The following is a 13,078-nucleotide window of genomic DNA, read 5'->3' on the forward strand; positions in this document are numbered from 1 at the left end:
GGCGGTGTCGCCCCGGGCGCGGATCACTGTCACGATCTCCGGGAAGGACCACGCTCACGACCAGCGGAGTGCGCATGACGACGGACAGCCCGATGACGGACGAGGCGGTGCGGGACGCCGGGGTGGAGGTGCGGCCGGCCGCCGGGCACATCGGTGCCGAGATCAGCGGTGTCGACCTCACCGCGGAACTCGACGACACCGTGGTCGCCGCGATCAGGGCAGCGGTGCTGCGCTGGAAGGTGGTGTTCTTCCGGGGGCAACGGCTGGACCACGCGGGGCATGTGGCGTTCGCGCGCCGGTTCGGGGAGGCCGTGGTGCTGCCGCGCCGTGGCGGGGCCTCACCCGCCGACTTCCCCGAGATCGAGACGACCGCCGACCGGCTGGAGCTCGGCGGGAGGTTCGGCATGGAGCACGACGAGTGGCTGCGGCGCCGCCGTCACACCCTGCTGCGCGGCTGGCACTGCGACCACGGCGCCCGTGTCGACCCGCCCGCCGCGACGATCCTGCGCGCCGAGACCGTCCCGCCCTACGGCGGCGACACCACCTGGTCCAATCTGGCGGCCGCGTACGCCGGGCTCTCCGAGCCACTGCGGGAGTTCGTCGACGGGCTGTGGGCCGAACACCGGCTCGGCGTCGGCTACCAGCCCCGGCCAGGTGACGACGCGTACGTCCGCCATCTGCTGGAACGGCAGGTCGCCACGCTGCACCCGCTGGTGCGCGTCCACCCGGAGACCGGGGAGCGGATCCTGTACGTCAACGGCTACTACGTCGAGCAGATCGCCGGGCTCTCCCGGCCCGAGAGCAGCGCGATCCTGGAGATGCTGCTGGAGCAGGCGGTCCGGCCCGAGTACACCGTCCGGTTCCGCTGGGAGCCGGGCGACGTGGCCTTCTGGGACAACCGCGCCACGATCCACCTGGCTCCGGGCGACACCGCTCATCTCGACCACCCGCGGATCATGCACCGGGTGATGCTCGCGGGGGACGTGCCCGTCGGAGTGGACGGCAGGGTGTCGGAGCCGATCACCGGGACGGCTCCCGGGCGTTGGTGAACGGTGGGTGGTGGGGTGCCGGAGGGGATCCCTTACCGGCCGGCCACGGCCCTCTCCCCGGCGCACCGGATCACCCCAGTGGAATCGTCACCTCGTCCTCGACCGGCGGGTCGAGTTCCTGGGCCCGGTTGCCGGTGGCCGCGTAGCAGCGCAGCCGCACCGACTCGGGGGAGACGTCCAGGCGCAGGAAGCACTTGAAGAACGGCGGGCTGTAGGTCGCCGAGCTCGGCGAGAACAGCGACGTGTAGATCTTCCGCACGGGCAGCCGGAACCGTCTGGCCCGGTCGGGACGGCGGCCGGTGCCGAGCAGGCCCGCGACCAGCCGGACGCGCCGGGTCACCCGGGTGTCCGGGCCCGGGACGCGGGCGGGCGAGATGCCCAGGCGCTCGGCGATCACAGCCGTCGCCTCCGCCTCGGTGAGCGTGAAGAAGCGCTGCATCCGCAGCCGGCGGCCGTAGAGCCGGCTGTAGAAGGCGAGGGAGTCGCCGCGCAGCGGATAGCACCGGAAGTCCTTCTCGGTGACGTTCGCGACCGAGACCCGCGGGATGGTGTGGGTGGCGTGCGTGAACGCCCCGCCGCCGCCCGCGACCACGTACTGCAGGGTGCGTCCGTCGTCCAGCCGGACCGGGTAGCGCTGGTAGTTGTGGATGTCGCCGCCGATCGCCGCGACGTAGTGGTGCGCCGGGTCGCGGACGATGTCGTCGACGGTACCGCCCCCTTCGACGGCGCACGGCTCGTGCCTGCCGTCCACGTACAGGGGTGAGCCGGTGACCAGGATTTTCGGGCGGGGCCCCTGGGAGACCTGGCGCAGCCAGGCGCCCTGTTCGGCGTCGATGGTGCCGAGCAGCCCGGTGTCGATGCCTACGATCCGCACCGGTCCGGCGTCGATCGCCCAGTACGGCCCCGGCTGCACGGCCCGCTGGGCGGGATCGGACCGCAACGTGCGCGCCTCGGCCAGGTGCCGGCCGTCGTCGGGACGCGGCCGGTGCCACAGCAGGGACCGCATCCAGGCCCGGGTCAGGGGTCGTGGCCGGGGCTCGGACGGCAGGGGCGGGGCGTCGTCGCAGAAGACGCGCATGAAGCCGCCGAGGTCCTCGTACCAGTCGTGGTTGCCGGGTATCGCGTAGATCGGCGCCCGGTAGTCCTGGTACGGGCGGAAGAACTTGGTGCCGTAGTCGTCGGCGCTGCCCACCGGATAGATCACGTCACTGGCCAGCACGGCGAAACTGGTGTCCTGACCCGTCTTCAGCAAGCCCGGTACGACGGCGTACTGAGGGTCGTCGCCCTCGCCGGTGTCGCCGATGACCAGGAAGGAGAACCGGTCCGGTTCGTCGCGTCGGATCACCTTGTCCTCCGGGGCTCCGGCGGCCGCCCGCTGGGCCACCCACCGGCGGCGGGTGCGGCCGGTGGGGTCCCCGAACCAGGAGGCCAGCACGCCGTTGCGGGCGGCCCACAGCGTCCCGGGGTTCAGCCAGGAGATCTTTTCCACCTGCCGCGGCATCAACTGCCGGTAGGCACCGCGTTCGTCGGTACCCCAGCCGGCGCCTTCGGCGGAGTCGCGTGAGGAGTCGGACACCGGTGCACCGTAACAATGATCCGGGGGCCGTCCGCGGGCGGGTTGCTCACCGGCCGCGGGCGGGCGAGTCCCTGTCGTGCCAGGAAGTACGCGAGACGGTGACGGAGTTGGTGGCACGGGCGGATCCGGAGGCGTCCGGGCCGGCGGCGGGAGTCCGCTGACCCCCGGCCCTGTTGCCCTGGACGAGGAGCGGGTCGCACATCACCAGCACCCCGGCCAGCAGCAGGAAGACGACCGGCCCCAGCAGCATCGGCAGCAGCAGGGACAGGGGTGATTCGCCGTCCCAGGTCCCGCCGGTCGTGTCGTGCACGCGGACGCTGACGGCGGCCATACCCGTGTAGTGCATCCCGGAGACGGCCACACCCATCACCAGGCTCGCCCCGAGGCTGGTCAGGAAGCCGCGGATCGTCACAGCCGACCACAGGGCGACGGTCGCCGCGGCGATGGCGATCAGCACGGACAGTGCCACACCGGCCGGGTGGTAGCCGATGTCGCCGTTCAGTCGCATCGCCGCCATGCCGAGGTAGTGCATGACGGCCACGCCCAGTCCGGTGACGACGCCCGCGACCGCCAGGGTGACGCCCCGCGTGCCGCGGTAGCCGACGACGAACACGCCGATGCCGACGACAGCGACGGCCACGACGAGACTGAGCACGGTCGTGGCCGCGTCGTAGCGGACCCGGGTCTCCTCCACATGGAAGCCGATCATGGCGATGAAGTGCATCGTCCAGATGCCGCACCCGATGGCGGTGGCGCCCAACGCCAGCCAGCCGGGTTTCCAGGACCGCGCGTCGAGCAGCGTGCGCACGATGCACCGCAGCCCCAGTGCCCCTCCCAGACAGGCCATCAGATAGGCCGCGACCGGGGTCACCGCCCCGTAGCGAAACCCGTCGACCGTACCGTCCATGAGCCAACTCCCCCCGAGTCCTGGCTGGTTTTCAGCAAGGTCTACGGGCAGCTGGCACGTTAAAGCAAGCCCTTACCGTCGGTAGATCAACAACTCTCTGTCATGAACAATCAAGTCCGGTCACGTGAGGGTCGAAATTCAGCCAAGTACCCTTGTGTGCTGGGCGTTTGGCGCGGAGATCTGATCTTCTCCGGTCAGAATGTGCGCTTCAGCAGGTCGAGCAGGGCCGCCCAGTGCCGCTCGTCGGCCTCCTTGCGGTACGCCGCCGTGTCAGCCTGCGTGAAACCGTGGGACGCGCCGGTGTACACCTCGCACCGGTGGCGGACGCCCGCCGCGGTCAGAGCCTCTTCCAGGCGCTCGATCTGCTCCGGCGGCAGCGAGTGGTCCTGGTCGGCGTGGCCGAAGTACAGCTCGGCGGTGACACTGCCGGCCACCAGGTGCGGGCTGTCCGGCGTGTCCGTCGCCAGCCGCCCGCCGTGGAAGCCGGCCGCGGCCGCGACCCGCTCCGGGTAGGTCCCGGCGGTGAGCAGCGACAGCCCGGCGCCCATGCAGTAGCCGGTCAGCGCGACCGGCCCGCCGGCCACGGCGGGCGACTCGGCCAGCCAGCGCAGATACGCCCCCGCGTCCCGCATCGCCCGTTCGTTCGTCAGGGACCGCATGACCGGCCCGATGCGCTCGAATATCTCCGGACGCACCCCCGGGTCGATGAACTCGGGCAGATCGAACAAGGGGGCGCGGCCGTGCCGGTAGAACACGTTGGGCACCAGCACCGTGTAGCCCTCACCGGCAAGCCGGTCGGCCAGGGACCGCAGCTGCGGACGCAGGCCCAAGGCGTCCATGTAGAGCAGGACCGCCGGGTGCGCGGCCCCGTCGGCGGGGCGGGTCAGATAGGCGTCGGCGGTGCCGTCCTCGGTGGGGACATCGACCGTGGTTCCCTGTACGGCGGTCATGGCTGAGCTGCCTTTCTGCGGGGTGTCGTCCGGATACCGCCCGGCCGACCGGGTGGTCCACGGGGATCGTGACACGCCGCCTCCCCCGGCGTTTCGCCCGCCCCCGGTGCCCGGGGCGACCGTGAAGGGCCCTTGGTCCGGCCTTTACTCGAACCGTGACGTGTCGCCCGCGCCGCGCCGCACGATCTCCGCCTCCCCGCCGGAGAAGTCGATGACGGTCGTCGGCTCGGTACCGCATTCACCGGAGTCGACCACTGCGTCCAGGACGTGGTCGAGCTCGTCCTTGATCTCCCAGCCCTGGGTCATCGGCTCCTCCTCGCCGGGCAGCAGCAGGGTGCTGGACAGCAGCGGCTCACCGAGCTCGGCGAGCAGGGCCTGGGTCACGACGTGGTCGGGGATGCGCACGCCGACCGTCTTCTTCTTGGGATGCTGGAGCATGCGCGGCACCTCCCTCGTCGCGGGCAGGATGAAGGTGTAGCTGCCGGGCGTCGACGCCTTGATCGCACGGAACACGTCGTTGTCGATCCGCACGAACTGGCCGAGCTGCGCGAAGTCCTGGCACACCAGGGTGAAGTGGTGCCGGTCGTCCAGCTTGCGGATCGTCCGGATCCGCTCGATGCCGTCGCGGCTGCCGAGGCGGCAGCCCAGCGCGTAGCAGGAGTCCGTCGGGTAGGCGACGAGAGCGTCCGCGCGAATACTGTCGGCGATCTGGCCGATGGTGCGCGGCTGGGGGTTGTCGGGGTGCACGTCGTAGTACTTCGCCATCCATCGAGCTTATGCCGCGCATGTGGGGGTGCGGGGCAGGCGGTCGCTGTGTGCTGTGCAGGGGTGGGGCGGTCCGGGGCCCGGTCAGGTGGATCAGGCTCCGGTCCGGGAGCGGAGCGCTGGGGGCCGGCGGGGCGTGCCGGGCCCGGCGGGAAGCGGGCGTAGGTGGACGGGCGGGCCCGGTTCGACTCGCACCGGGAGGATCGCGAGGGCGGCTGGGGCGTGTCGGGCCACCGGGGACCGGGCGGGTCGGGTCGGTTCGGGCCGGATCGGCGGCGTGGGGCTCGGTGACCGAGGGGGCGGGAGGGGCGGCTCGGCCGGCCGCGCCGAGGGGCTCGGCCGGCAGGCCGGGTGCGGCGTCGGCGTCTTTCACCGGGATCGGTTTGCCGGATGCGGGGGCGGGGACCGGAGGTGTGTGGCCGCGCGTGGCTCCGCGGGAGTCCTGGCACCCCGCGCGGGTGGTCGGCGTCGTCCCGGGTGAGGGTCTCCAGGTGGGTGAGGTAACGTCCCCGACCGGTGCGCCAGAGAGGCGGTGCGAGGAACGAGGGGTAGGCCGAAGTGGCTGGCCGACAGGACGGGAACGGGCAGCAGGGGACGCCGGGCGGTGCGGAACCGGCATGGGCCGAGGAACTGCTCGAGCACCTGCGACCCGCGGGGCGCGACGTACGCAGGATCGTCGCCTGGCTCTCCGGTGCCGTGCACGGATCCGCCGCCCTGCAGGACGCCGCCGGGAACCTCGTCGCCGGTGACCGGCTCCCGCTGGACGGAAGTCTGGTCACGGACATCGCCACGGGCCGGATCGCCTCCGCCGCCTGGGAGAGCCGGAACCGTCACCTGCGCCTGGTCAGGGTGGAACACCCCCTGCACGCATGGGTGCTGGCCGTCTCCCGCGACGCTCCCTTCGACCGGCGCTCCTCGGATGTCGTCACGCGCACCGCCCAGGTCCTCGGGCTCGTGCTGGCGGCGCGCGAGTCGACCGCCGCCGGGCACCGGCTCCGGCGCGCCACCTCCGACCTGCGCCTGGCGATCCTGCAACTGCTCATGGTCGAGGACACCATCGCCGCCCGCCGCGTCGCCGCCGGACTCTGGCCCGGACTGCTGGACACCGACACCGCGTGCGTCTACGTCGTCGAGTCCGACCCGGCCGCCCGCGACCGCATCGCCGAGGAGTGCCTGGACAGCACCAGGGAGGACGCCCTGGTCGTGCGCTGCCCCGCCATGGACGGCCACGTGATCGTCGTCAGCCCCCGGGACACCGCGGGAACCGCCCTGCGGTCACTGGTCGGACGCCATCCGGGCCTCTACCTCGGCGGCAGCGTCCGGCAGAGCCTCGCCCGGACCGCCACCGCCTACGGACAGGCCGTCAGCGCCCTCGCCGTCGCGCACTTCCGGCCCGACAAGACGGCCGTGTACGCCGAACGCACCCACCCCGAACGCCTGATGGACCCCGAGGCGCTGCGTGGCTGGACCGCCCGTGTGCTGCGCCCCCTCGACACCCTGCCGCACCACACCCGCGCCGAGCTCCTGGCCACCACCCGCCTCGGCCTGGAGTTCACCGCCGTCAACGCCGCCAAGGTGCTCGGCGTCAGCCGCAACACCGTCCGCGCCCGCATGGAACGCGTCGAGTCACTCCTCGGCACCGATTTCAGCGACCTCAGGGTCCGGGCCGCCGTCCACTTGGCGCTCAACACCCAGATCGGGCTGCCCGACATACCGTCTCCCCGCGCCACCGGCGACGCCGGGCCCCGGCTCTCCGACCTGCTGTCCGGTCCCGCGCGTACCTGGGCCGAGAACCTGCTGGGCCGGCTGGACGAGGACGCCCGGAACCCGCGGCGGACCCTGCGCACCTGGATCGCCGTCGGCGGCAACGCCGAACGCGCCGCACAGGCCCTGGGCGTGCACGCGCAGACCGTGCGGGAACACGTCCGCAGCGCCGAGCCCGTCCTGGAACGCCAGTTGCTCGCCGCGGGCACGGATTTGTACGAGGTCGTGCTGGCCCACCTGGCCGTGGGCGACCTCGACCTGCCGCTTCTCCACCGCGCCGACTGACCTCCTCGCCTCCCGGCCTCGAGGACAGCCGGTTGGCCGGGCGCCGACGGTACGAAACCGGGCCATCCGGACTCAGCTGTGCACAGGTGAGCCCTGCCGGGCACGCAGCGGGCATCGACGAGGTTCACACAGCAACGACCGTGGACGTAAGTTCGTGGAACAGCGGGGGCACGACCGGAACGGGGGACCGGTCGCGCTCCCGCCAGTCGTCCCGGCCCGGCCGGTGCCCGGACCGCGTCAGCCCCGCAGCCGCACCGGGATCTCCTGCCAGCCGACGGCGATGAAGGACGGCACCTGCCGCAGTTCCTCCTCACCGGCCGCGAGGCTCAGATCCGGGAACCGGCCGAACAGCGCCGGCAGCGCGGTCAGCGCCTCCAGCCGGGCCAGCGGCGCGCCGATGCAGCGGTGCACCCCGATCCCGAACGCCAGATGGTCGTCGGCGGCGCGGGTGGCGTCGAAGACGTCGGCGTCCGGCCCGTAGTGCTCGGGGTCGAGCCCCGCTGCCGCGTAGGTGGTGATGATCGCGTCACCGGCCGGGACGGTCACGTCGCCGACGTCGAGGTCCGTGACGGCGAACCGCAGCGGCAGGGACGCGATCGACGGGTGTGCGCGCAGTGTCTCGTCGACGACGGCGTCCCAGCCGATCTCCCCGGACCGGACGGCGGCCAGCTGTCCGGGGTGGCGGAGCAGGGCGACCACCGCGTTGCCTATGAGGTTGACCGTGGTCTCGTAACCGGCGCCGATGACCAGCAGCAGCGTGTACATCAGCTCTTCGTCGCTGAGCCGGTCGCCGTCCTCGTCCCGGACCCGGATCAGTTCGGTGGTCATGTCGTCACCGGGGTGTGCTGCCTTGTGCGCGATCAGCGCGGGCAGCACCGTGCCGATCTGCTGCTGGACGGCCGCCGCGTGCTCCGGGCTCGGGTCGGTGGTGTCCAGGATGTCCGCGAACAATTGGCCGGTGTCCTCGCGCAGGTCGTCCGGGACTCCGAACAGTTCGCAGATCATCCGCATCGGCAGCGGGTGGGCGAACCGCTCCTTGATGTCCACCACCTCCCCGCCGGCCGCGTCAAGCCCGTCGAGCAGCTCAGCCGTGATCGCCTCCACGCGGGGCCGCATGGCTTCGGTGCGCCGGTGCGTGAAGCTGGGCGCCACCAGCTTGCGCAGCCGCGTGTGGTCCTCGCCGTACGCGGAGAGCATGTTGACCACGCCGACCCAGCCCAGGATCCAGGCCCAGGACGGATGCTCGCCGATCTCGGGCCACAGCCGCCAGTGCTGCCGCGGGTCCTTGCTGACCCGCGGGTCGAGGATGAGCTCCTTCAGGGTGCGGTAGCGCGTGGGCGCCCAGGCGGGGATGCCACCGGGCAGCTCCACGGGCACCATCGCGCCGAGGGCGCGTAATCGGGCGCTCTCGCCGGCGATGTCGGCGCCGAACGGGTCCAGAGCGATGCGGTCGGTGATGGTCACGGTCGTCCTCCTGGCTGGTCGGGGGAGCGGGGGCTGAAACGGACGGGCAGTGCCGTCAGCGAGCGGTGGAAGGGGCCGGGCCGCCAGGTGAGGCGCTCGCGGGGCACCAGGGGTTCGAGGTCGGGCAGCCACTGGGTGAGCCGTTCGACGGCCTCGGTGGCGATGAGCACGGTGTGCTGCTTGACCGGGCAGGCGTGCGGGCCGGCCGACCAGGACAGGTGCGAGGCGTCACCCGGATGGCGGTCTCCGCCGCGCTCCTGCTCGGTGGCGTGCGCCAGCGCCCCGTAGGAGACCACCACCGGCACGGCCGCCCTGATCCACACGCCGTGGAAGGTGAGGGGCGCACGGGCGTAGTGGATGCCGTAGTTGGCGAGCGGCGTCTCGTGGTGCAGCACCTCCAGCACCGCGTCCGTCACGGGACGGGCGCCGCTGGTGAGTGTCGAGTAGTAGGCCGGGTTGCCGAGGATCCTCGACAGCGCGTTGGACACCAGATTGGCCGTCGGCTCGTGGCCGGCGCCGAGGGTGAGGAACACCTGCCAGGTGACCTCCTCGGCGGTGAGACCCGACGGATGGTCCAGCAGCCAGCTCGGCAGATCGTCGCCGCGCCGCGCCGTCTTGGCCGCGATCAGCTCCAGCACGTACCCCCCGTACTCGGCCTCGCCCTCGGCCGCCTGCGCACCGCCCTCGATGATCTTGCCGACCGCGGAGTCCAGCCGGTCGCTCGCGCTGTCCGGCAACCCGAACAGGCTGTTGAAGACCAGCGCCATCAGCGGCCTGGTGAACTCACCGACCAGGTCGGCCTCCCCGCGTGGCCCGAACCGGCCGACCAGCAGGTGCACCGCCCGGTGCACCATGGCCCGCAGGTCGTGCGGCTCCACCAGGTCGAAGGTGTCGATCAGCGCGGTGCGGTAACGGATGTGCGCGTCGCCGTCGGCGAACAGGGTGTTGGGCCGCCAGCGCATCATGCCGAGCACCGGGGAGTCGTCGGGGACGGTCGCCTGCCACGGCCGCGGATCGCGCGAGAACGTCTCCGTGTCGTGCAGCAGGTCCAGCGCCGCCCGCCGGTCGGTGACGACGTACGCCGGCACCCCGGGTGCGAGTTCCGCCCAGCCGACCGGGCCCTGGGCGCGCAGGGCGGCGTAGTAGGGGTGAGGGTCGCGGGCGAAGCCGTCCTCCCACAGGCGTACGGGCGTGGCGAGGGAGAAGGCCTGTTCGGCGGGGGAGGGGTGGGTCACCGGGGCTCCGGGGGGTGGTGGTCGATCAGGTGCTGCACCAGCGCGAGCAGGGCGTCGATCGAGGAGTCCGCCTCGCGCGCGTCGCAGGTCACCATGGGGGTCGTGGGCTCCAGGTCCAGGGCGGCGCGCAACTGCTCGGCCGTGTGGTGGCGGGGGGCGTCCGGGAAGGTGTTGAAGGCGACCGCGTACGGCAGTCCGGTCTCCTCCACCAGCTCCAGCACGTCGAACGAGGCGTCGATCCGGCGGACGTCGACGAGGACGAGCGCGCCCAGTGCCCCGTATGCGATGTCGTCCCACAGCGGCCGGAAGCGCTCCTGGCCGGGCGTGCCGAACAGGTACAGCACGATGCCGTCCGGCAGGCTGATGCGGCCGAAGTCGATGGCGACCGTCGTGGTCGACTTGTCCCGTACTCCGGCGAGATCGTCCACCGGCGCGGACGCCTCGGTGAGCTGCTCCTCCGTGTGCAGCGGGCGGATCTCGGAGACGGAGCGGATCAGGGTGGTCTTGCCCACCCCGAAGGGCCCCGTCACGAGGATCTTCACCAGGTCGCGGGCCGTGTCGGGGAGGTGGATGCCGGTGCCGCCGGTCTCGGGTTCAGCGGTGCTTGAGGTCGCGGAGGCCATCGGCCACTCTCTTCAGCAGGTCGGGGTCGAAGCGCCTGGCGGGCGGGATCGGCGCGCGGGACAGCGCCAGGCCCTGGTCGACGAGGTCGGCGGCCAGCACCAGCACGGCGGAGACGGGCAGCCGCAGCAGGGCCGCGGCCTCCACCACCGTCAGCGCCCCGTACTCCAGCTCCTCGAGCAGGGCCGCGTGGGCGGCGGGCAGGTCGGCGGGGGCCGGTTCGCCGCTGCCGGTGAGCACCGACAGCCGCTCCAGATGCGTACGGCTGGGCCTCGCCACTCCGCCGGTCGACAGGTACGCGGGGACCAGCGGACGGCCGCCCCGGCGGCGGGTCATGCCGGCGTGTCGCCGTCGGCACCTCGGGGTCCGGCGGTCATCGCTTTCTCACCCAGCCGCGCGACCTGCGAGTGCACCCGGTGGGCGAGCAGGTCCAGGCGCACCTCGGGGTCGCCGTACGCGGCCACGCAAGTGCCGTGGTCCGTCGGCACGATGAGCACATAGCCGTGGTCCGACTCGATGACGACCTGCCGTATCTCGGCCCGGTCGGAGTCCGCGAACGCCGCCGCCGCGGTCCGGCACGCGCCCTGCACGGTGCTGGTGATGGCGGCGACCCGCTCGGCCGACGGCTGCGACAGCGCGTCGGTGTAGCCCGTCACGAGCCCGTCCCGGGTGAGCAGGACGGCGGCCACGACGTGCGGCACCTCCAGGACCGGTTCGAGCACCCATGCCGTGTCCCCCGCTGCGCGGCTGGTCATCGAGCCGTTCCCCCTTCGTGGTCGTTCTGGTCTCGGTCGGTGTCGTCGGATGCCTCGTCGGTCCTGGTCGTGACCGGGGCACCCTCAGGTACGGCTGGAACGGCGCCGGTGTTCGACCGGGCGGCGAAACGGGCGGCCGCCGTGCCGGACTGAAGGGCGCCGAGGGCGGCGGCGGACTCCTCGGGGCGGCGCGGCCGGGGCTGTGGTGCGGGCGCGGAGACGTCCGGCGGGGGTGCGATCCGGCTGCGGCGCCGCCGCTGGGGGAGGCCGCTGCTGCCCTGCGGGTCCTGGTGCCCGGAGGCCGGGGCGGCGGCCTGGTCGTCCTGGTCGGAGCCGAATCCGTGGTCCGGGCCGGCGGGAGGCCGACCGGAGCCGCCGGCGGAGGGCGGCTCGGAATCCCGTGACCCGGCCGCCGGCTTCGATCCGTCCGACCCGGCGGCCACGGCCGGCCCCGGCTCCTGGACCGGTGCTGCCGGTGCGGGCTCGGAGTCCTGGGAGGGTACGGCCGCCGACGCGGTCTCAGGTTTCGGGGGCGTCGCGGCAGGCGACGGCTCCGGCTGGCCGGACTCGCGCACGGTGTTCCGGAACGAGGCCGAACCACCCACCCCGTCCCGGTCCGCCCTGCGGGTCGAACGCGGGGCGCTGGCGGCCGGAGGCTTCTCCTCGGGATCGATCCGGGTCAGCAGATGGCTGTCCACCCGCAGCACCGCCCGTACACCGCCGTACGGCGACGAGGAGGACAGATCCACGCTCAGATCGAACTGCCGGGTGAGCTGACCGATGGCGGCCAGACCCATGCGCGGCGGGTCGCCGAGCTCGGTGAGCAGGATCGGTTCGGAACCCGCCACCATCCGCTGGGCACGCGCGCGTTCGTCCTGCGTCATGCCCAGCCCGGCGTCGTCCACGATGACGCAGGCACCGTGGTGGACGGCCTCGAGGTTGACCACCACGTCGGTGTCGGGCGCGGAGTGCCGCAGCGCGTTGTCGAGGAGTTCGGCGACGATGATGGCGACCGGCTCCACGGCGTGGGACACCAGCGCGGTGCCCGCCTCCAGATGGTTGTGGACCCGGACCCGCCGGTAGCCCGCGAGCCGGGCCTGACCGCCCGTCACCGCGTCGACGAGGTGGGACTCCTCGCGGGCCAGCCCGACCCAGGCCCCGCACACCACCGCGGCGATCTGCGCGCGCCGCAGGGACTGCTCGTTCTCGTGGTCCAGGGCGAACAGCGTCTGCGCCAACTCGGGATCGTCATAACGCTGTTGCAGGCCGCGCAGGGCGTCCTGCAACCGGTACAGCGCCGCCTGGATCTCCCGGGTGGCACCGCGCATCCCGGCCTGTGCCGCCGCGTCGATCCGGGTGCGCTGCGCGGTGAGTTCGGCGTGCAGCCCCTTGAGTACCTGATCGAGGGCCAAGCCCAGAGGCGAACCGGCGAGTTGCGGGTTCAGCGGTCCGGGCACCGTGACGTGCGGATGCGCGACCCGCCGGCCCACCGCGGGCACACGCTGCGCCGCCAGATGCTCGACCTCGGCGGTGAACGCCCTCGTGGTCCCGTCGAGTCGGGCTCGCAGGGCGGCCGTCTTCTCGAGCTGTGCACGCAGGTGCCGCCGCGAACGCAGCAGCCCGCCGCCGAGGGCGAACGCGGACAGTGTGCCGAGGGCGAGACCACCGACGGCCAGGTCCGGTAGATCGATCATTCGAGTGGGTTCC

At 72.7% G+C, this 13,078-nt stretch carries 12 protein-coding genes; 2 read left to right on the top strand and 10 right to left on the bottom strand.

The genetic code is table 11. The features are described 5' to 3' along the window. The first annotated feature begins 74 nt into the window (after nt 1-74). Nucleotides 75-1,049: a TauD/TfdA dioxygenase family protein gene (locus tag IE97_RS0113985; RefSeq protein ID WP_030237890.1), complete on the top strand. Its 975-nt coding sequence runs from the start codon at nt 75-77 to the stop codon at nt 1,047-1,049. Between the two features lie 70 nt (nt 1,050-1,119). Here IE97_RS0113985 and IE97_RS0113990 read toward each other — a convergent pair whose 3' ends face one another. From IE97_RS0113990 to IE97_RS0114005, 4 genes are all read right to left on the bottom strand, one after another. Continuing rightward, on the bottom strand, nt 1,120-2,625 hold the full coding sequence (locus IE97_RS0113990) for a metallophosphoesterase family protein (protein WP_030237893.1): 1,506 nt from the start codon (nt 2,623-2,625) through the stop codon (nt 1,120-1,122). 46 nt (nt 2,626-2,671) lie between these two features. Continuing rightward, complete coding sequence (locus tag IE97_RS0113995) at nt 2,672-3,532, bottom strand: MHYT domain-containing protein (protein ID WP_030237896.1); 861 nt, start codon at nt 3,530-3,532, stop codon at nt 2,672-2,674. Nucleotides 3,533-3,726: 194 nt separating this feature from the next. Next, nucleotides 3,727-4,482, bottom strand: coding sequence for a dienelactone hydrolase family protein (locus IE97_RS0114000; protein ID WP_030237901.1), 756 nt, complete (start codon nt 4,480-4,482; stop codon nt 3,727-3,729). A gap of 144 nt (nt 4,483-4,626) precedes the next feature. Then, complete coding sequence (locus IE97_RS0114005) at nt 4,627-5,247, bottom strand: L-threonylcarbamoyladenylate synthase (protein WP_030237903.1); 621 nt, start codon at nt 5,245-5,247, stop codon at nt 4,627-4,629. A 558-nt stretch (nt 5,248-5,805) separates the two neighbouring features. On the opposite strand from IE97_RS0114005, the gene IE97_RS0114010 reads away from it, so the two are divergent. Continuing rightward, nucleotides 5,806-7,296: a helix-turn-helix domain-containing protein gene (locus tag IE97_RS0114010; RefSeq protein WP_030237906.1), complete on the top strand. Its 1,491-nt coding sequence runs from the start codon at nt 5,806-5,808 to the stop codon at nt 7,294-7,296. A gap of 237 nt (nt 7,297-7,533) precedes the next feature. On the opposite strand, the gene IE97_RS0114015 is transcribed toward IE97_RS0114010, so the two are convergent. From IE97_RS0114015 to IE97_RS0114040, 6 genes are read right to left on the bottom strand one after another with little or no spacing between them, the layout of a single operon-like run. Beyond that, nucleotides 7,534-8,760: a cytochrome P450 family protein gene (locus tag IE97_RS0114015; protein ID WP_030237908.1), complete on the bottom strand. Its 1,227-nt coding sequence runs from the start codon at nt 8,758-8,760 to the stop codon at nt 7,534-7,536. Next, nucleotides 8,757-9,995, bottom strand: coding sequence for a cytochrome P450 (locus IE97_RS0114020; RefSeq protein ID WP_030237912.1), 1,239 nt, complete (start codon nt 9,993-9,995; stop codon nt 8,757-8,759). The genes IE97_RS0114015 and IE97_RS0114020 overlap by 4 nt, the downstream gene beginning before the upstream one ends. Next, nucleotides 9,992-10,618, bottom strand: a complete 627-nt coding sequence (locus IE97_RS0114025) for a GTP-binding protein (RefSeq protein ID WP_030237916.1) — start codon at nt 10,616-10,618, stop codon at nt 9,992-9,994. The genes IE97_RS0114020 and IE97_RS0114025 overlap by 4 nt, the downstream gene beginning before the upstream one ends. Continuing rightward, nucleotides 10,590-10,952, bottom strand: coding sequence for a DUF742 domain-containing protein (locus IE97_RS0114030; protein WP_030237919.1), 363 nt, complete (start codon nt 10,950-10,952; stop codon nt 10,590-10,592). Before IE97_RS0114030 ends, IE97_RS0114025 begins: the two co-directional genes overlap by 29 nt. After that, entirely contained in the window at nt 10,949-11,371 is a 423-nt protein-coding gene (locus tag IE97_RS0114035; RefSeq protein ID WP_030237923.1) for a roadblock/LC7 domain-containing protein, read from the bottom strand. The genes IE97_RS0114030 and IE97_RS0114035 overlap by 4 nt, the downstream gene beginning before the upstream one ends. After that, on the bottom strand, nt 11,368-13,065 hold the full coding sequence (locus tag IE97_RS0114040) for an ATP-binding protein (protein WP_030237927.1): 1,698 nt from the start codon (nt 13,063-13,065) through the stop codon (nt 11,368-11,370). The genes IE97_RS0114035 and IE97_RS0114040 overlap by 4 nt, the downstream gene beginning before the upstream one ends. Between the last annotated feature and the right edge of the window lie 13 nt (nt 13,066-13,078).

The sequence above is a fragment of the Streptomyces sp. NRRL S-455 genome (genome assembly GCF_000717875.1).
GTDB lineage: Bacteria > Actinomycetota > Actinomycetes > Streptomycetales > Streptomycetaceae > Streptomyces.